An 18,624-nucleotide genomic window follows, 5' to 3' on the forward strand; every position below is an offset into this window, starting at 1 on the left:
TCACGACAGTGATTGCCAAGGTTGGGGTCGCGACCGGATGCCGGCCAGTTACAAGTCTCGTTTCCCGCTCCAAATCTTCATTTCTTTTTCGAATCTTCCTTTGTGAAAAATTACGCTTATCCTATTAAGCGCACAAGCGGGAATAGCTCAGTTGGTAGTGCACATACCTCGTCACGACAGTGATTGCCAAGGTTGGGGTCGCGACCGGATGCCGGCCAGTTACAAGTCTCGTTTCCCGCTCCAAATCTCATTTCTTTTTCGAATCTTCCTTTGTGAAAAATTACGCTTATTCTATTAAGCGCATAAGCGGGAATAGCCCAGTTGGTAGTGCACATACCTCGTCACCACAGTGATTGCCAAGGTTGGGGTCGCGACCGGATGCCGGCCAGTTACAAGTCTCGTTTCCCGCTCCAAATCTACATTTCTTTTTCAAATCTTTCTTTGTGAAAAATTACGCTTATCCTATTAAGCGCACAAGCGGGAATAGCTCAGTTGGTAGTGCACATACCTCGTCACCACAGTGATTGCCAAGGTTGGGGTCGCGACCGGATGCCGGCCAGTTACAAGTCTCGTTTCACGCTCCAAATCTACATTTCTTTTTCAAATCTTCCTTTGTGAAAAATTACGCTTATTCTAATAAGCGCACAAGCGGGAATAGCTCCGTTGGTAGAGTACATACCTTTGCACGACCGTGATTACGAAGGACGGGGGTGGCATGGTTCGAAATGGGGGCGGTTTCTGTTGTGTAGTGTTTTAGGTCTACTCCAAAAATTTAATCTATCTGATACGACCTCATTTAATCCGGTTACATTAAACCTGTGTAATCATTTATAATCGCAACGAACCCAACAAACGGAGTAAAGCGGCTATCCTATCCCTAAGAACACCATCAATAACCAGAAAATAGCCGTCGCAGTATATAAAAAATGGAAACTCGTAGTCAGTTAATATCAGAAGCAGAAGCCGCTTGCGAAGCTGGTGATGTTGTCAATGCGCAACGCGTCTGTTCTATTTATCAGAAACAGTTTGGTGAAGATCCAGATATCCTGTATTTAACGGGACGGACTTTTTTAAATCTTCGCCAGTATAAAGAAGCAGAAGAAGCCTTAGAGCAATCGTATAAGCAATCGAATAATAACCTCGCATTGGCCTACCTGATTATTGCAAGCAGCGCCACATTCAACAGAACGAAGGTGGAAAAAAATTTTTCTAAGCTTGCCCTGAACACGATCTCGCATTTTGAACTGCTTATGCACCTCGGGCACAGCTTGTCAGCGTTAAACCTATATACCCAAGCGCTACAGGCTTTCACATCAGCCAGCATTCAGATGCCTCAACAGGTTGAAGGTTATTATCATGCAGGATTAATGTTGACGAAGTTGGGTAAGGTAGAACAGGCTGTAGAAGTATTTACTCAAGGCTTGAGTTATCAACCGGACCATCATCTTACCCTTTACGCTCTGGCTCAAACGAAACCGGATTATTTCGAAGCACAAAAAATGACTGACCTTTTACAGCAGTCTGCGCATTCGGAAACCTCTAGGGAGCTAGAAAGAAACGTGGTGCTGGCTCACACCTTAGCTAAAGTTTACGCATATCAAGGCGCGTACAAACAAGCCGAAGATATTTTACTTAACGCACGCGCTAAGTTTGAAAGTGAAGCTGAAATATCTGAAGCTAAAAATGCGGCTATTTTTGATTGGTTGCTTGATGGCAAACGCGAAAATTGCTTTGGCTCTATCGGCTGTGCAAGTCGGCAACCTATTTTTGTGGTAGGGATGCCTGCTTCAGGACTGGATAAAATTGCACAGATTATCTCGTCTCATCCTGACGTTGCGCCGCCGGTTACCACTAACCTGTTTGTCCACACCGTTAGCCAGTTAGTAAACGGTAAAAAGCTGCCTTTTTTGGATTTAAAAACCATGTTGGCAGCGGAAGAGCTTGATAATCTGCAAATTGGCGAGGGCTATATTAATGCGACGGCAGGTTTAAAGTCTGGTGATGAAAAATATACGGTTGATTTTCAACCCTACAATTTTTTTAATGTCAGTTTGATAAAACGCGCTCTTCCCAACGCTAAAATTATCATTGTCCAGCGTGACCCACTCGAATCTGTTGTGCTGAATTTTCTCAAACTTCAATGGCCGTTTAATCAGTCAAACGGCTACAGTTATGATTTAACTTATTGTTGCCGATACTACCGCCATTTTCATAACTTAATGCTCAGGTGGAAAACAGTATTTGGGGATTCCATTAAGGTGCAGTCCTATACCTCCTTGAGGTGTAATTTTGACGAGGAAGTGGAAGCCCTGTTTAACTACTGCGGTCTGTCCCAGGTAGATAAAAAAAACCAGAGTGTGCAGACAAGGTTATCGGCACTTCAAGATCAGCTGGGGCAGGGTACAGACGTTAACCGATACAAAAGATTTGTCGAAATAGTTGAAACGAAGTTGTCTGACATTATCACCGATTAATAAGACGCTCTGCTATTCAAAAAGTCACAGGTGCGCTGGCCATATCGTAGATTTCCATATGTAATATAGCTTAGCGCTTCGATCTCCACACTCAGCTTTCCTTGTCTTTCCACGCGTCATAAGAACATTATTGATATCTTTTTTATGGCGGCGAATCTACTTTATCCCTATCCACGGTAACGTGTACTTCATCAAAAAGCAGGTCCGAAGTAGCGTATAATTCATGCACTCAGAGAAAACATTTCGATTGGCATCTGTTGTAATTTGAGTCGCGATTATATAGCCTCACTGGTCTAACCAGAAGAGGTGGGAGTCCGAGTGTGTCAAAAACAAATCCTTTAAGAAAATTTGCTGTCTGGGCAATGAACAAGCCAGAGTGGTTGAGTCATAGGTTATTAACCTGGATGTTTCGTTTCAAAGTTAAATTGACAGGTACCACCAAGCTTGAAGTGCTGAGTACAGATCTAACTACTGTTACCTTTCGCCAGCGTAATTTGAAGCGAGTTCAAAATCACATTGGCAGTGTCCATGCAGCCGGAATGGCGTTGTTGGCAGAATCTGCGACAGGTTTTATTGTGGGAGTTAACCTGCCAGGAGATAAGTTACCCCTCATAAAGTCAATGGAACTTAAGTACGTAAAAAGAGCAACAGGCGACATGCAGGCGGTGGCTTCGCTCACCAACGAGCAAATCGAACTTATGCAGCTGGAAGATAAAGGTGAACTGACAGTGGCAGTAAAAGTGACCGATGCGACGGGAATAGAACCTGTAATGTGTCAAATGGTATGGGCATGGGTTCCACGGAAGTCATAACACGTAAGGCTCTATTTTGTAAAAATTATGTTAAATGCACTAAATAGCGGCGATTTGTAAGCCCAAAAGAAATTTTTATCCTATTTATTGCTTATATAGGGATATACATCTCACTTTATTAAAAAATGTTGTTTAACCTTCCTATTTCCTTAGATATAGTCACAAAACGATGATTTTGTAGACGATGGGGGAGGGGACTGTGAAGATGATGTCAGGTGCGGCGATGGTGGTTGAAGCATTGAAAGATGCGGGCGTCAGCCACGTTTTTGGTTATCCGGGGGGCGCTGTTCTTGACATTTATGATGCACTTTTTGCGCAAGATGCTGTTAAACATATTTTGGTACGTCATGAACAGGCTGCCGCTCATATGGCGGATGGCTATGCGCGCTCTACGGGGAAAACCGGCACCGTTTTGGTGACGTCGGGTCCCGGGGCGACCAATACTATTACGGGTATTGCCACTGCCTATATGGATTCAATCCCGATGGTAGTGCTGTCTGGACAGGTGCCTTCCATGCACATTGGGGAGGATGCATTTCAGGAAACTGATATGGTGGGGTGCTCACGTCCTATTGTTAAACACAGTTTCTTGGTTAAACGCACAGTGGATATTCCCCATGCGATAGCCAAAGCGTATTACATAGCTAATACCGGCCGACCCGGCCCTGTAGTTGTAGATCTTCCCAAGGATCTGGTCAATATTCAGGAGCAGCATCCGTATAGCTATCCACAATCTATCTCGATGCGGTCATATAACCCAACCCTTAAAGGCCACAAGAAACAAATTAAGAAAGCCGTGCAGGTTCTTGAACATGCACAACGCCCGGTGTTATATGTGGGGGGAGGAGCAATTGCAGCCAATGCCGCAGACAAGGTGGTAGCATTAGCAGAGCGTCTATGTGCTCCAGTTACCTGTACTTTAATGGGATTGGGAGCCTTTCCTGGTCCCCATGCACAGAGTCTGGGAATGCTTGGCATGCACGGAACGCTTGAAGCCAATAAAGCCATGCACAATGCCGACTGTATTCTGGCGTTAGGGGCGCGATTTGATGACAGAGTCACCAATAACGTGGCTAAATTCTGTCCTCATGCCACCATCATTCATGTGGACATCGACCCAGCTTCCATTTCCAAGACGGTGAATGCCCATATACCGGTAGTGGGAAGCGTCGACAACGTGCTTGAACAGTTACTTGAAGAGGTTAGTTTGCCTGCAGCACAAAGTGAGAAGCTGGCCGATTGGTGGCAACAAATTGAGCAGTGGCGAGAGCGTGATTGCCTGCAGTATCAATCTGATTCAGACCAAATTAAGCCTCAGCAAGTAGTGCAAAGCGTATATCGACATACACAAGGTCAGGCATTTGTCAGTTCTGATGTGGGCCAGCACCAAATGTTTGCCGCACTGTATTACCTGTTTGAACGTCCTCGCCAATGGATTAATTCCGGTGGGTTGGGCACTATGGGTTTCGGTTTACCCGCCGCGATGGGCGTGCAGGTGGCGCATCCCGAGGCCACATCCGTAGTCATAACGGGCGATGGCAGCATTCAAATGAACATTCAGGAGTTATCGACCTGTCTACAATACAATTTGCCAATAAAAATTATTTCTCTGAATAACCGAGCATTAGGCATGGTGCGTCAGTGGCAGGACATGAATTATAAAGGGCGGCATTCGCAATCGTATATGGAGTCGATGCCTGATTTCGTCAAACTGGCCGAAGCGTATGGACATGTTGGCATTCGAGTTGAGCATCCGGATGAACTGGAAGGGGCAATGGAGCAATGTTTTAGTCTGAAAGGTCGTTTAGTGTTTGTGGATGTAAAAATTGATCAGAACGAACACGTTTATCCCATGCAGATAAAGTCTGGGGCAATGGATGATATGCGGTTAAGTAAAATGGAGCGTACCTGATGAAAAGAATTATTTCGGTATTGATGGAAAACGCACCAGGTGCTTTATCTCGAATTATAGGGGTATTCTCGCAGCGTGGGTACAATGTGGATTCTTTATGTGTCGCCCCCACCAGTGACCCGAGTTTATCTCGCCTAACCATCATCACTCACGGTGACAATAAGGTAATTGAACAAATCACCAAACAGGTTAACAAACTGATAGACGTTTTAAAAATAGCCGATTTGACAGAAGGCGCACATATTGAGCGGGAATTAATGCTGATAAAAGTGGCCACTCGAACAGAAGCAATTCGATCAGAAATAAAGCGTAATGTGGATATTTTCAGAGCTCGGATTGTGGATGTAAATGCCCACAACTATACTATCGAAATTACCGGTACTACTGACAAATTGGATGCGTTCGCAACGACCATGAGTCAAGCTTCGGAGATTATCGAATCTTCCCGTACTGGAGTGTGCGGCCTGGGGCGTGGAGAGCGTTCACTTCGTCCCTAACAGCTAAAAAAACTACCTACAGGTGATATTTTCCATAATACACCTCGATGCGCATGGCTAAGCCGTAAGAGGGCTTGAAGTCCTCTTCTCTTAGCCACAGTACAAACGGTTCTACTTCGTAAAATAACCACTCCCGATGTGGATTGGTGCGGTAGCGAGCACTGATATAATATTGGTCAAGTCGATTGCCTGGTTTCGTAAAGCCTTCTGTAAACAAGTTATAAATGACCGCAGAGTCATCGGTTAAAGGTTGTAAAAACTGCAGCTCATGCCGCCACATCCAATCTTCACTGGTGTCGCGATAGTAGTACCGATTATTAAAACGAAACACATGATCTGTCTCGTTAACGTGCTGAAATGATGCCCCCACCTCAGCCCCGAATTCGTCGCGGGTGTAATAGTAGGCTTCGGCGTCGTACTGCAAAGACCAGTGCTGATTAAAGGCATAGGTGTCGCGGTAACGGGATTTCAGATATATCTGCCCCCGGCGTCCTGTGCCTATGCGGTGGGAGAGGGAGGAGTCATCAGCTTGTTTGAAACGCAATGCTATAGTGGTACTATCCCTGCGCGACAATGCCTGATCGCGCACTGCATTAATGGTATCTTCTTCCTCATAATCATCGTTGTCGCTCAGTAATAAGTCGACTCTGTCTTTCAGAGCAGGTAGCTTCACTCTTACTCGAAACTTCAGATCCAGCTCAGACATATCGCGCGTACGCGGCTCCCAGCCCAATCTGACTCGTCCTTCCGCACGGGCATCTTTATATGCATCACTGCCTTGCACGGCGAAAAAGCTATCAAGTTGCCGAGCAGTGTAATCCATTGAGTGAGTTAAATTTTGTTGCCAGCGGTCAAACCATGAGGCATCGCTATTTTCGACAGAATCCTGGAGCGCTGGGCGAACGATCTCATGAGTTTTGGCTTCAGCGTCAGCTTTGCGACGCTGCGATATTGCGTCGGTGGTGGTGTCTTCTACTGCAAGAGAAGAGCAAAACAATAATATCAAACAAGACATTGCTTTCAACAAACTACTTATCCATGTATTACTTTAGCATGCTTGCTATTTGGCGAGAGGTCAAATGAGTTTTTTGTCTATTCGGGATAAAGATAATGAAAGCCGCGTCAGGCAGTGGCATACTGTAACTTCTGATGTAAAGGAGAATTGATATGGGGATCAGTATTTGGCAATTGCTGATAGTGTTGGTAATTGTAATATTATTATTCGGTACCAAACGCCTAAAAAACATCGGCAGTGATTTAGGTGGAGCATTGAAAGGCTTCAAAAATGCTGTCAATGACGATAAAGATGCTGATTTTGAGGCTGATGAAGCAAAAAAAGTTGAGCAGCAAGATGCGCAAAAGCAAGCCTCAGCTGTGCAAACGGATACACAAAAAAAGCCAACTCCTGCTGAGCAGGAAACTAAAGAAAAACACTAATGTTTGATATTGGCTTTTGGGAATTGTTGACTGTTGCAGTGCTTGCACTGCTTATACTGGGGCCGAGCAGGCTACCCGGTGCGTTGCGCTCAACGATTTCGACCGTACGAAAAGTTCGCAACATGGCGACTGGCTTTAAGCATGAAGTCGAGCATCAGCTACGTATCCACGAACTGCACGAAAACCTCAAAAAAGCCGAGCACGACGGACTTGAAAACGTTTCACCTGAGCTTCGAAAAAGTGTGGAAGAGTTGAAACAAGCTGCCAACTCTGTGCAAGAACCTTATAAAAAGAAATAATGACTGACGAAAACAGTTTGCTGTTCCATTTAATCGAACTTAGGAGTCGAATTTTAAAGGCGTTACTAAGTGTATTAGTGGTATTTTTATGCTTAGCATATTTTGCGCAGGACCTATATCAGGTGTTGGCTCGTCCATTGTTAGATGCGCTACCTGATAACGCCTCTATGATTGCCACCGATGTCGCATCGCCCTTTTTTGCACCGTTCAAACTTACTTTGGTACTCTCATTTTTTATCGCCATCCCGTATGTACTATATCAAGTGTGGGCATTTGTGGCGCCGGGTTTATATAAAAATGAAAAGCGCCTCGTCGCGCCTTTACTGATTTCCAGTACCTTGCTTTTCTATGCTGGGATGGCGTTCGCGTATTTCGTGGTGTTTCCTCTGGCATTTGCCTTCTTCACCAGTGTGGCTCCCGCCGGCGTCACAGTAAGTACCGACATCAACAGCTATTTGGACTTCGTACTGAAATTATTTTTTGCGTTTGGCATCTCTTTTGAAATCCCTATCGCTATCATTTTACTGTGTTGGACTGGGGCAACAGATGCAAAGAGTCTTCGTGCCAAACGTCCTTACGTCATCGTGGCGGTTTTTATTGTCGGCATGTTACTCACGCCTCCTGATGTTATTTCGCAAACACTTTTAGCATTGCCCATGTGGCTATTATTCGAAGTGGGTGTGATGCTTGGGGGCTTGTATTCCCGACGCGATGAATCCTCTTCAAGTTTGAAAAGTCATGAATAAGTAAGCAAGGAAAATATATGAAATTTATCACACTGGTAAGTATGGTCGCCCTTACGCTATCGGCTACAGTTTGTGCTGAGACCATTGAAGAAGCATTAGTGAACTGTAGTAAGGTAGAGAATAGCCTGCAACGATTAATGTGCTTCGATAAGGTGGTTAAAGACGTCAAACAGTATTCAGGAGTGGAAGCGGCGGTCAAGCGAGGATACGCTGTCCCTGGCACCGCAGCACAAAACGACGCGGCACCGCGCCCAGCACCACGCCATTCATTTGAAGCCACGACAGTGAAGTCTGCTCCAACTCCATTTGGATTAGAAGCAAAAGAACAAACTGAAGAAGTGGAAGAAATAACCAGTACTGTCGCTAAGATAGATAAGGCCCCGCGGGGCGAGCTCATCATTACGCTATCTGACGATGCGGTATGGCGCCAGCGAGATGATAAACACTATAAGCTGAAAGTCGGCGATGTGGTGAAAATAGAACGTGGAATGTTGGGGTCTTTTTATCTTTCTAAGCCCGACCAGAATACCCGGATAAAGGTTAAGCGAACTAAATAACATGAGTTGGTTTGACGCCGGAGTAAATCTATTGGATCGGCGCTTTGATCCTCATGCCGTTATTGAAAACGCGATAGCGGCGGGGGTCGACAAACTGTGTGTCATCACCACGCAGCCAGATGAGTGGTTGCTGGCCGAAAAACTTGCTTATGCTTATCCCGACAATTTAGTATTTACAGTGGGAATTCATCCCCATAACGCTAAGTTGGCAAAGCCCGATGATTTTACACAATTAAGCGATATTATCTCGCATACGCAAGCCGTTGCGGTTGGTGAATGTGGCTTGGATTTTAATCGTAATTTCTCCCCCCCGGACGTCCAACGAAATGTGTTTGACCAACAGCTTCAGGTTGCGATAGAAGCAGGAAAACCGGTTTATCTTCATGAACGTGACGCTTTTGAAGATCAAGTTACGATACTTGCACCCTACCTGCCGCAACTTAAAGGGGGGCTGGCTCATTGCTTCACTGGTTCAGCACCACAACTTCAAGCCTACGTGGCAATGGGATTTTACATCGGCATTACTGGTTGGTTGTGTGACGACAAGCGTAACCAATTATTGGTTGAAGCTGTGCGCGCGCTGCCCTTGGATAAAGTAGTGCTTGAAACCGATGCCCCCTATCTGTTTCCGAAGAACAGACGTCCCCGCGCGCGCAATAATGAGCCCGCCTTTTTACCAAGCATCGCTGAAAAACTAAGCGAAGTGATTAATTTACCAAGTGAAACCCTTCAACAGACAAGTTATGCTAACGCATGTAAATTATTCGGAATAAAAAAATAGCGCGATGCAGCAAACAGCTTTTACAGTACGTAAATATGATTTGTGGTTACTGGGTGTTACCAGCATCTTGGTCGCGCTGTTAGTAATAATCGCGTTTCGTTTTGCGGCTGTGGATACCCAGGAACAGCGCATCAAGGATCTGCGTTATAGCTTCAATTTCGAAAAAGACGCGCCGATAACCGCTAACCAAAATTGGCTCCCAGTGGCTAACCCGGTAAATCTGGGAATGTTGGATGAACCTACCTGGTTTCAATTTGATATTTCGCCTTCGAGTGGTGACGTACGGCATTTATTGGAAGTACAGTATCCCTTGCTGGATACCTTAACGGTGGCTTTTTATACCCCTGATGCATTAACGCCGGTGGCGCAATTTGATGCGGGTGATGGAATGACATTCACCGACCGGCCAATTTTACACGAATCTCTTTTATTTCCGGTCCCAGTAAGCGAAGGTGAGTTGACAGTAATAATTAAGGTACAGTCATCGGGAACCATTCGGGTGCCACTCAGGTTATGGACAAAGACGGAGTTTATTGAATACACGTCAAAACATAACCTGCTGATGGGCATGTTTTTCGGATTTCTGGCGGCGATGGGGATCAGTAACCTGTTTTTCTTTTTTACTACCCAAAACCGTACTTTCGTTGTCTATTCCGGGTACGTCTTTTCCTTAATGCTCACCCTTTTGTCAGTTCAAGGGCTAGCTTATGCGCACATTTGGCCTAATTGGGTATGGTTTCAAGAACGGGCGGTAGGGATTTTTGCTAACGCGGCCATCATGTTTGCGGTCATATTTTCCAACTGGTTATTAAATGTTAAACACTACAGTCCCCGGTTAGCTTTGTTGCTGCAAGGATTTGGCTGGGTGTTTCTAGCGAATATTTTCATCAGTCTTGTGTTGCCTTACTCCTATTTAATAAAGTTATTTTTCGTCTTACTTAGTATTGCCGTGACTGTCACCTTTTCAATTGGTATCTGGCTTGCTCTACGCGGGGTAGTGATCGCAAGGTATTATTCGTTCGCCTGGTCAATATTATTACTAAGTGGTTTGCTCGCCAGTCTGGATAATCTGCAACTGATCTCTATCAATATACAATCAAATTATTTACTGATGTTGGGGGGAGCGGTTGAAACTTTACTGCTGGCCTTGGCACTGGCGATTTCCTACAATGTAAATCGCAACGAGATGTTGGACGCCAAAGAGATTGCGATAGTCCAAGAGAAAACCGCTTTAAATGTCAAAGAACAACTGCTGGCTGTACAAGAACAATACCAAAATGAGCTTGAGTACAAAGTGCAAGAGCGGACACTAGAGCTAGAGGTCGCGTTACGGGAACTTTCAGAGGCTAACCGCGAGTTGGAAACGCTTAATACGATTGACTCCCTGACCAATATTAAAAATCGGCGCCATTTTGACAAGCGCTTACTTGCAGAAGGAAGACGTAGCCGGCGCGAGCAAACCCCTCTTAGTATCATTATGGCTGATATTGACTACTTCAAAAGAATTAACGACGAATACGGGCACGCTGCGGGCGACGCATGTATTCGGCATGTGGCGAACTTGCTAAAAGAAACTCTTCGTCGCCCTAGTGATGATGTCTGTCGTTATGGCGGAGAAGAATTTGCCATTATCCTCCCCAATACCGATTCTGAAGGGGCTGCGCTAGTGGCAGAATTGATGCGCGAAAAAGTAGAGGGCGCACCTGTAATAATAGATAATGTCACCATCAACATGTCATTAAGTGCTGGTGTAGCTAGTGCTATCGTCACCGATGAAGATCAGGAGCTAGCCATTTTGAAACAAGCCGATCAAATGCTGTATGCAGCGAAACAAGATGGTAGGAATAATGTGAAAATATGGAGTTATCAGGATGCGAAAGATGAGTAGCAATAATTTCCCCGTTCGCAGAATGCGCCGACTTCGATACAACGAATCACTTCGCTCATTAGTCACTGAGCATCAGTTGCATGTAAGTGACTTAATTTATCCAGTTTTTGTTTTGCCTGGCAAAAAACAACGTGAGTCGGTGTCGTCTATGCCGGGAGTTGAACGTCTTTCTGTTGATGAATTAATTGCCGAAGCAAGTGAATGGTATGCATTGGGTATTCGAGCTCTAGCAATTTTTCCCGTGACGCCAGCGGAAAAAAAATCCTTATGTGCCAGCGAAGCCTTTAATCCACAAGGGTTAGCGCAGCATGCCATTAGTGAACTAAAAAACGCATTACCTGAAATGCTGGTTATTTCAGATGTCGCATTGGACCCCTTTACTTCTCACGGTCAAGATGGGCTCGTCGACGACTCAGGCTACGTTCTTAACGACGAAACCGTCGAGGTTTTAATTAAACAAGCGGTTTCGCATGCCAAGGCTGGCGCGGATATTGTTGCCCCTTCAGATATGATGGATGGTCGCATAGGTGCCATTCGTGAAGCGTTGGATTCAGAAGGGTTCGTTAATACATGCATAATGGCGTATTCAGCAAAATATGCCTCAAGTTACTATGGGCCGTTTCGTGATGCAGTGGGTTCGGCGGCAAATATCAAAGGTGGTAATAAAAAGTCATACCAAATGAATCCAGCCAATTCAGATGAGGCGATCCAGGAGATAAGACTGGATATTGATGAAGGCGCCGATATGGTCATGGTTAAACCGGGTATGCCATATCTGGATATTGTAAGGCGCTGTAAAGATGAATTTCGTGTTCCTACCTTTGCCTATCAGGTAAGTGGTGAATATGCCATGCACACGGCTGCTTTCGATCAAGGCTGGTTAGATAGAGAGGCGGTAATACTTGAATCTTTATTGGCGTTTAAGCGCGCGGGGGCCGACGGTATTCTAACGTATTTCGCAGTGCAAGCTGCCAAGTTGCTAAGCCAGAAATGAATCCAATCAAGATGGATCAGTGGCAGTTAAGGGTCCAGCCCGCCTTGTGTTGAAGCCAGCGTTCGTTAGCCAGCTCAGCTTTGATTAATGGATGTTGATTCAGCCAACCTTCGGGAAAACGCAACGTCCACTCATCGTTTTCAACAAGTAACTCCACCGTCGGAATGTGTTTATTTTGACGACGTATACACAGTACAACGGCAATTCGTAAAATCCGTAGCATACCTCTTAACATGGGTTGAATGTCGCTATGATAGCCGTTAAAAATACTGGCTTGAATTGGCATGCGGTGGGCTGAAACCAGATCTCTTATCGCCGCGCGCTGCAGGCGCGTATAGCCAGGCAATTCGATGTGATTAAGAATATAGGCGCCATGCTGATGGTGCTTTTTGTATTCGATGTGCAGCCCGGTCTCATGTAAAACAGCAGCCGCCCCTAAAACCGCCTCAGTATCAATATGACAGATACTTTGCTGGGCACATAGCTGATGACAGAGCTTTAACGCTAATGACTTGACCAGCTCAGCGTGGTGCACATCAATGTGATATCGTAATACGATCTGGTTTAAGGTTTGCTGGCGGCGGTCATTGTCTTGCAGGTTGTCTAACATGCCATAGATAAGCCCTTCACGTAAGGCGCCACCCGCGATGTTCATAGTGTTGATATGTAATTGTTCAAACAAGGTAATGAGAATAGCCAGACCACTGGGGAATATGGCTTTTCGGCTTTCTTCCAGACCTTCAATATTTAATGTCTTGACGGACGCGCAATCAATGCATTGCTGGCGAAGGTGATAAAGGTACGGCAAACGGATTGCATCGCTAATCCCCTGTTTCACTAATATCTCGACGATTGCTTGGGGGGTGCCAGATGCGCCCAAACAATTTTGCCAGTCAAAACACAGAAAGCTGTCTACCCACTTCCCCAATAGTACGGTGGCTGCAGCCTGAGCCTGCTCAAAGGCTTCTTTAGTTATTTCGCCACCTTTAAAATAACGTTCCATAAAAGTAACGCAACCCATATCGGTACTTACACAGTGAATAGGTTGTAAGTCATTTCCTAAAATAATTTCAGTACTGGCCCCCCCGATATCAACCACCAGACTATTGCCCTGGTTGGCTGAGGTATACGCCACACCCAGGTAAATCTGCCGAGCTTCTTCTTCACCACTGATTACATCAAGGCGGAGGCCAAGAATTTCTTCGGCCCGCTTGACAAAATCGTGGGCATTGGACGCTAAGCGGAGGGTGGCAGTCGCCACTGCTTTTACATTTGATGCAGGTATATCTTCAAGACGTTCAGCAAATGACTCCAGGCATTTCCAGCCTCGTTCCATACTTTCTGAACTTAGCTTCATGTTGTTATCGAGACCAGCTGCTAGGCGTACCTTTTGTTTGATTTTACCTACAATTTGTACGCTGCCATTCACCACGTGCACTACGACCATATGAAAACTATTAGAGCCTAAATCGATGGCTGCATAGTATTCGCCGTTGACAATGGTTTCCTGAAAGATCTCTGCCTGCATAGTTTACGACTGTCTGTAAGAAGGCCTTTTATTATTATTGCGTCCACGACGGGGAGAGTTGCGATTACTGCTATTGCGCTTTCTATGCTGGGGACGCGGTGTTTTCACATCATCCAATAAAGCAGTCCTGTCATAATCAGTGACTGGAATAGCATGATGAATGTAAGTTTCAATGGCCGGTAGATTAAGCGCATACTTTTCGCATGCAAAGCTAATCGCGTGTCCGCTCTTGCCAGCACGTCCTGTACGACCAATTCGGTGGACGTAATCTTCGGCGTCATCCGGTAAGTCGTAATTAAAGACGTGGGAAACTTTGTCAATGTGTAGACCACGTGCGGCAACGTCCGTGGCAACCAATATATCAAGCTGACCTTTGGTAAAATCTTCTAAAATACCCAGGCGTTTTTTCTGCGGCACGTCACCGCTTAACAAGCCCACCCGGTGTCCATCGGCCTCTAGCCAGTCATTGATTTTTTCGCATGCATGTTTCGTGTTGGCAAAGACAATCGCCTTTTCGGGCCACTCTTCCTCTAACAAGGTTAGCAGTAACAGCATCTTGTCATCGTCAGATGGGTAAAATAACTCCTCCTGTACACGACTGGCGGTTTTTTGCTCTGGCGCCACCTGGACATGTGTCGGATTATTCATGTGTTCGTAAGCCAATTCCTGTACTCGATATGAAAGCGTAGCAGAAAACAACATACTCAAGCGTTCTGTAGCGGGTGGCATACGCCGAAATAGAAAGCGAATATCTTTGATGAAACCTAAATCGAACATGCGATCGGCTTCGTCCAGCACAGCGACTTGAATATGTTTAAGGGTAAACACACCTTGTTTATTGTAATCGAGGATGCGTCCAGTTGTACCAATGATGATATCGACACCGCCTTCTAACACTTCCCGTTGACTTTGGTAGCCTTCGCCCCCATATATCAATCCAAGCGTTATTCCAGTGTGTTCACTGAGTAATTTCGCATCATTATAAATTTGTACGGCAAGTTCCCTGGTGGGTGCCATAATAATAGCTCGTGGTGCATTAGCCGGGCGTGAGGCATCGTCTTCCGATTGAGGATTTCTCAATAAATAGTGGAAAGTCGCCACCAGAAATGCGATGGTTTTGCCGGTGCCGGTTTGAGCCTGACCCGCAATGTCCAAACCTTCTAATAGCGGAGGTAAGGCTAACGCCTGGATGGGCGTGCAATGAGTGAAGTTGGCAGCACTAAGTGCTGAGACCACTTTCTCATTGATAGGCAAGTCAGAAAAATGAGTTTCGGTTAAATGAGTTGTTTGCATAATAGCTTATAGCTTAACATTGCTTGCATTAAATAACAGTTTCTATATAACACTTAGGGTAAAGCTGAGCAAATCAGCAGTAGACCAAATGACGGAGAAAAGAATGAGCGACAAAATTATCCAGTTAACTGACGATAAGTTTGAGGCGGATGTAATCAATGCTAGCAGTCCTGTACTGGTTGACTTTTGGGCAGAATGGTGTGGCCCGTGTAAAATGATCGCACCTATTTTAGAAGAAATTGCGAACGACTTTGAGGGCAAGTTAACAGTTGGTAAACTGAATGTCGATGAAAATAATGAAACCCCACCAAAATATGGTATTCGCGGCATCCCAACATTGTTGTTATTCAAAGATGGTAATGTGGCTGCAACCAAGGTTGGTGCGTTATCAAAAGCGCAATTAACAGAATTCTTAAACGAGAATCTGTAAGTTATTTTGAAAGCCAGCGTAATCGCTGGCTTACCCTGCTATATCAAACTCGATTGCGTATTTGAAGATAAATTTGTGTTTTTTAGGTGAAAACACTGGACGCGCTAAAAATATGGTGCTAACTTTCACCTTAGCTCATACCTGAGCTGCGTTCTGCAAGCCCATATCCGGGCGGTATAAACTACTCAAATTAAACTAGTGACATTTAGTCCCGAATGCGAAGTCCAAAAGACCCACCAGTATGAATTTAACTGAACTGAAGAATAAACCCATAAGCGAATTGGTTTCCTTGGCCGAAGAAATGGGCCTGGAAAATATGGCTCGCGCCAGAAAACAAGATATCATTTTTTCGATTTTGAAAAATCACGCCAAGGGCGGTGAAGATATTTTCGGGGATGGCGTATTAGAAATTCTACAAGATGGATTCGGCTTTTTACGTTCCGCCGACTCTTCCTATCTTGCCGGACCAGATGACATTTATGTGTCACCAAGTCAGATTCGGCGATTTAATCTTCGCACGGGCGACACTATCGCCGGTAAAATACGCCCACCCAAAGACAGTGAACGATATTTTGCCCTTCTAAAAATCCGCGAAGTTAATTTCGACAAACCTGAAAATTCCCGCAATAAAATTCTTTTCGAAAACCTCACGCCGCTACACGCTGCGTCACGTATGCGGATGGAGCGAGGGAATGGGTCTACTGAAGATATTACCGCGCGTGTGCTTGACCTGGCATCTCCCATAGGGAAAGGACAGCGTGGCTTAATTGTTGCCCCCCCTAAAGCGGGTAAAACACTCTTACTGCAGAATATTGCGCAGTCGATTGCCGCGAATCAACCAGACTGTGAACTGATGGTATTGCTCATTGACGAGCGCCCGGAAGAAGTGACCGAAATGCAGCGGCTGGTGCAAGGTGAAGTGGTAGCGTCAACTTTTGACGAACCAGCCAGTCGACACGTCCAGGTAGCCGAGATGGTTATCGAAAAAGCCAAGCGTTTGGTAGAACACAAAAAAGACGTGGTGATTCTACTGGATTCTATTACCCGGCTGGCACGTGCATACAACACAGTTATACCTTCATCAGGTAAGGTGCTAACGGGTGGTGTTGATGCTAACGCCTTGCATAAACCCAAGCGCTTTTTTGGTGCAGCCAGAAACGTCGAAGAGGGTGGCAGCTTAACCATTATCGCCACCGCACTTATTGATACCGGCTCTAAAATGGATGAAGTTATCTATGAAGAGTTTAAGGGTACGGGCAATATGGAACTGCATCTAAATCGCAAGATTGCAGAAAAACGCGTATTCCCTGCGATTGACTTTAATCGTTCTGGTACTCGTCGGGAAGAGTTGCTGACTAATCAGGAAGAACTGCAGAAAATGTGGATCCTGCGCAAAATTGTGCATGAAATGTCAGAAATTGATGCGATGGAATTCTTAATCAATAAGCTTTCCATGACCAAAACCAATGATGAATTTTTTGATGCAATGAAGCGCCAAAAAGGTTAATTCATTTTTCGAAAGCGCAGAGTCTTCTCTGCGCTTTTTGCGTTATATTTCTCTTTTACCTCCTCTTTTTAAATTCCACTGTTTCAGCGAGTTAGTTAAATGCTGTTAGCTTTCCATTAGTTTGGAATTACGCTACTGTGTAGGCTTGATAAATGACTTCGAACAGGACAAATTTATGCTTCGTGCGCTATTAGGCTCTTCAATACTTTTCTTTTCATCTGCAATGCTGGCAGACGAACGCCTCACTACCTTAATTGATAAGGTGGAGCCTGAAGTAATTAAGTGGCGTCATCATTTTCACGAATTTCCAGAACTTTCTAATCGCGAATTTCAGACGGCCGAATATATTGCTGAATATCTACGCGGACTCAACTTAGATGTGACTACTGGCGTGGCAAAAACTGGTGTGGTGGCTGTACTGGATAGTGGCAAACCGGGCCCGGTTGTGGCATTACGGGCGGATATGGATGCGCTGCCGGTAAAAGAAGAAAACGATTTGCCTTTCAAGTCTGAGCAAATGGGTGAGTACAAAGGAGTAACAGTTCCTGTCATGCATGCGTGTGGGCATGATACCCACATGGCGATGTTGATGGGTGCAGCAAAAGTGCTGGTCAATATGAAAGACCAGTTGAACGGCAAGGTGAAATTCATTTTCCAGCCCGCTGAAGAAGGTGCACCGCCAGGAGAAAAAGGGGGCGCTGAAGTGATGGTTGCTGAAGGCGTACTCAAAAACCCAGATGTAGATGTTATTTTTGGATTACACATTAGTGCCAACAGAGATGTGGGCACGGTAATGTATAATTCAGGCGGCGTTATGGCAGCCGTTGATCCCTTTAAAATCGTGATCAAAGGTAAACAAGCTCATGGCGCTTATCCCTGGAAAAGTGTAGACCCTATTGTGACTGCCGCCCAGATGATCATGTCGCTACAGACTATCGTCAGCCGCGAAATAAAAGTAATTGATAATGCGGCCGTGGTTACAGTGGGTTCAATTCATGGCGGCAATCGTTCCAATATCATTCCCTCAGAGGTGGAACTAATCGGGACTATTCGTACCCTTGATAAAAAAGCGCGCGAACTGATGTATGAAGCCATGCCAAGAAAGGTAAAAGGAATTGCCGACAGCATGGGGGCTGAAGCCGAACTCACATTACCTTTAGACTACAGTTACCCGATTACTTATAATGATCCTCAGTTAATGGCAAAAATGCTACCAACCATCCAAGCGACTGCTGGCAAAGAGAATGCCATTCAAGACAAGCCGGTGACTGGAGCGGAAGATTTCTCATTTTTTCAACAGCAAGTGCCAGGCCTGTATTTGTGGGTAGGGGGTAAACCAAAAGATGTACCGGAGAGTGAGTCTCCCGCCCACCATACCCCCGAATTCTATGTGGATGACAGTGGCATGAAATTAGGCGTTAAGTTGTTAACTAATCTCACACTAGACTATATGAATCAATAAGAGGCCA

Annotated in this window: 17 protein-coding genes; 14 read left to right on the forward strand and 3 right to left on the reverse strand. The window is 45.3% G+C overall.

Going from position 1 to position 18,624, the window contains the following annotated elements; translation table 11 throughout:
- Positions 1–926: 926 nt before the first annotated feature.
- The 4 genes from OPS25_RS05610 to ilvN all read left to right on the forward strand — a co-directional run bounded on the left by OPS25_RS05610 (position 927) and on the right by ilvN (position 5,695).
- Positions 927–2,474: a tetratricopeptide repeat-containing sulfotransferase family protein gene (locus tag OPS25_RS05610; protein ID WP_265616673.1), complete on the forward strand. Its 1,548-nt coding sequence runs from the start codon at positions 927–929 to the stop codon at positions 2,472–2,474.
- Positions 2,475–2,794: 320 nt separating this feature from the next.
- Positions 2,795–3,286 carry a DUF4442 domain-containing protein gene (locus OPS25_RS05615; protein ID WP_265616674.1) on the forward strand — a complete coding sequence of 164 codons (492 nt, stop codon included), beginning with the start codon at positions 2,795–2,797 and terminating at the stop codon, positions 3,284–3,286.
- Between the two features lie 199 nt (positions 3,287–3,485).
- Positions 3,486–5,198: an acetolactate synthase 3 large subunit gene (locus OPS25_RS05620; protein WP_265616675.1), complete on the forward strand. Its 1,713-nt coding sequence runs from the start codon at positions 3,486–3,488 to the stop codon at positions 5,196–5,198.
- Entirely contained in the window at positions 5,198–5,695 is a 498-nt protein-coding gene (ilvN, locus tag OPS25_RS05625) for an acetolactate synthase small subunit (protein WP_265616676.1), read from the forward strand. Before OPS25_RS05620 ends, ilvN begins: the two co-directional genes overlap by 1 nt.
- A gap of 16 nt (positions 5,696–5,711) precedes the next feature.
- Here ilvN and OPS25_RS05630 read toward each other — a convergent pair whose 3' ends face one another.
- Positions 5,712–6,710 (reverse strand): hypothetical protein, encoded by a 999-nt coding sequence (locus OPS25_RS05630; protein WP_265616677.1) that lies wholly within the window; start codon positions 6,708–6,710, stop codon positions 5,712–5,714.
- Positions 6,711–6,862: 152 nt separating this feature from the next.
- On the opposite strand from OPS25_RS05630, the gene tatA reads away from it, so the two are divergent.
- Genes tatA through hemB form a run of 7 tightly spaced genes read left to right on the forward strand, consistent with a single transcriptional unit; the run spans position 6,863 to position 12,397 of the window.
- The gene (gene tatA / locus OPS25_RS05635; protein ID WP_265616678.1) at positions 6,863–7,132 is read left to right on the forward strand and encodes a Sec-independent protein translocase subunit TatA; all 270 of its coding nucleotides are present in this window, start codon (positions 6,863–6,865) and stop codon (positions 7,130–7,132) included.
- The gene (tatB, locus tag OPS25_RS05640; protein WP_265616679.1) at positions 7,132–7,431 is read left to right on the forward strand and encodes a Sec-independent protein translocase protein TatB; all 300 of its coding nucleotides are present in this window, start codon (positions 7,132–7,134) and stop codon (positions 7,429–7,431) included. The genes tatA and tatB overlap by 1 nt, the downstream gene beginning before the upstream one ends.
- Positions 7,431–8,177 (forward strand): twin-arginine translocase subunit TatC, encoded by a 747-nt coding sequence (gene tatC, locus OPS25_RS05645; RefSeq protein ID WP_265616680.1) that lies wholly within the window; start codon positions 7,431–7,433, stop codon positions 8,175–8,177. Before tatB ends, tatC begins: the two co-directional genes overlap by 1 nt.
- A 17-nt stretch (positions 8,178–8,194) precedes the next feature.
- Complete coding sequence (locus tag OPS25_RS05650) at positions 8,195–8,734, forward strand: hypothetical protein (RefSeq protein WP_265616681.1); 540 nt, start codon at positions 8,195–8,197, stop codon at positions 8,732–8,734.
- Position 8,735: 1 nt separating this feature from the next.
- Entirely contained in the window at positions 8,736–9,515 is a 780-nt protein-coding gene (locus tag OPS25_RS05655) for a TatD family hydrolase (protein WP_265616682.1), read from the forward strand.
- Between the two features lie 4 nt (positions 9,516–9,519).
- Positions 9,520–11,403: a sensor domain-containing diguanylate cyclase gene (locus tag OPS25_RS05660; RefSeq protein ID WP_265616683.1), complete on the forward strand. Its 1,884-nt coding sequence runs from the start codon at positions 9,520–9,522 to the stop codon at positions 11,401–11,403.
- Positions 11,396–12,397, forward strand: a complete 1,002-nt coding sequence (gene hemB, locus OPS25_RS05665) for a porphobilinogen synthase (protein ID WP_265616684.1) — start codon at positions 11,396–11,398, stop codon at positions 12,395–12,397. The genes OPS25_RS05660 and hemB overlap by 8 nt, the downstream gene beginning before the upstream one ends.
- A 16-nt stretch (positions 12,398–12,413) precedes the next feature.
- On the opposite strand, the gene OPS25_RS05670 is transcribed toward hemB, so the two are convergent.
- Both OPS25_RS05670 and rhlB read right to left on the reverse strand, forming a co-directional pair.
- Positions 12,414–13,925 carry a Ppx/GppA phosphatase family protein gene (locus OPS25_RS05670; RefSeq protein ID WP_265616685.1) on the reverse strand — a complete coding sequence of 504 codons (1,512 nt, stop codon included), beginning with the start codon at positions 13,923–13,925 and terminating at the stop codon, positions 12,414–12,416.
- A 3-nt stretch (positions 13,926–13,928) separates the two neighbouring features.
- Positions 13,929–15,218: an ATP-dependent RNA helicase RhlB gene (gene rhlB / locus OPS25_RS05675; RefSeq protein ID WP_265616686.1), complete on the reverse strand. Its 1,290-nt coding sequence runs from the start codon at positions 15,216–15,218 to the stop codon at positions 13,929–13,931.
- A 103-nt stretch (positions 15,219–15,321) separates the two neighbouring features.
- Here rhlB and trxA point away from each other — a divergent pair, with 103 nt between their 5' ends.
- The 3 genes from trxA (at position 15,322) to OPS25_RS05690 (ending at position 18,617) form a co-directional block, all read left to right on the forward strand.
- Positions 15,322–15,648, forward strand: coding sequence for a thioredoxin TrxA (gene trxA / locus OPS25_RS05680; RefSeq protein WP_265616687.1), 327 nt, complete (start codon positions 15,322–15,324; stop codon positions 15,646–15,648).
- Positions 15,649–15,889: 241 nt separating this feature from the next.
- Positions 15,890–17,155, forward strand: coding sequence for a transcription termination factor Rho (gene rho / locus OPS25_RS05685; RefSeq protein ID WP_265616688.1), 1,266 nt, complete (start codon positions 15,890–15,892; stop codon positions 17,153–17,155).
- A 223-nt stretch (positions 17,156–17,378) separates the two neighbouring features.
- Entirely contained in the window at positions 17,379–18,617 is a 1,239-nt protein-coding gene (locus OPS25_RS05690; RefSeq protein ID WP_265616772.1) for an amidohydrolase, read from the forward strand.
- Positions 18,618–18,624: the final 7 nt, after the last annotated feature.

It is taken from the genome of Alteromonas aquimaris (assembly GCF_026183695.1).
Taxonomy (GTDB): Bacteria; Pseudomonadota; Gammaproteobacteria; order Enterobacterales; family Alteromonadaceae; genus Alteromonas; species Alteromonas aquimaris.

Bases quoted from the DNA above. Each gene is read 5' to 3' on its own strand.
- OPS25_RS05610 (WP_265616673.1), top strand. From the start codon at position 927: ATGGAAACTCGTAGTCAGTTAATATCAGAAGCAGAAGCCGCTTGCGAA.
- ilvN (WP_265616676.1), top strand. From the start codon at position 5,198: ATGAAAAGAATTATTTCGGTATTGATGGAAAACGCACCAGGTGCTTTA.
- OPS25_RS05630 (WP_265616677.1), bottom strand. From the start codon at position 6,710: ATGTCTTGTTTGATATTATTGTTTTGCTCTTCTCTTGCAGTAGAAGAC.
- tatA (WP_265616678.1), top strand. From the start codon at position 6,863: ATGGGGATCAGTATTTGGCAATTGCTGATAGTGTTGGTAATTGTAATA.
- tatB (WP_265616679.1), top strand. From the start codon at position 7,132: ATGTTTGATATTGGCTTTTGGGAATTGTTGACTGTTGCAGTGCTTGCA.
- tatC (WP_265616680.1), top strand. From the start codon at position 7,431: ATGACTGACGAAAACAGTTTGCTGTTCCATTTAATCGAACTTAGGAGT.
- OPS25_RS05650 (WP_265616681.1), top strand. From the start codon at position 8,195: ATGAAATTTATCACACTGGTAAGTATGGTCGCCCTTACGCTATCGGCT.
- OPS25_RS05655 (WP_265616682.1), top strand. From the start codon at position 8,736: ATGAGTTGGTTTGACGCCGGAGTAAATCTATTGGATCGGCGCTTTGAT.
- OPS25_RS05660 (WP_265616683.1), top strand. From the start codon at position 9,520: ATGCAGCAAACAGCTTTTACAGTACGTAAATATGATTTGTGGTTACTG.
- hemB (WP_265616684.1), top strand. From the start codon at position 11,396: ATGAGTAGCAATAATTTCCCCGTTCGCAGAATGCGCCGACTTCGATAC.
- OPS25_RS05670 (WP_265616685.1), bottom strand. From the start codon at position 13,925: ATGCAGGCAGAGATCTTTCAGGAAACCATTGTCAACGGCGAATACTAT.
- rhlB (WP_265616686.1), bottom strand. From the start codon at position 15,218: ATGCAAACAACTCATTTAACCGAAACTCATTTTTCTGACTTGCCTATC.
- trxA (WP_265616687.1), top strand. From the start codon at position 15,322: ATGAGCGACAAAATTATCCAGTTAACTGACGATAAGTTTGAGGCGGAT.
- rho (WP_265616688.1), top strand. From the start codon at position 15,890: ATGAATTTAACTGAACTGAAGAATAAACCCATAAGCGAATTGGTTTCC.
- OPS25_RS05690 (WP_265616772.1), top strand. From the start codon at position 17,379: ATGCTGGCAGACGAACGCCTCACTACCTTAATTGATAAGGTGGAGCCT.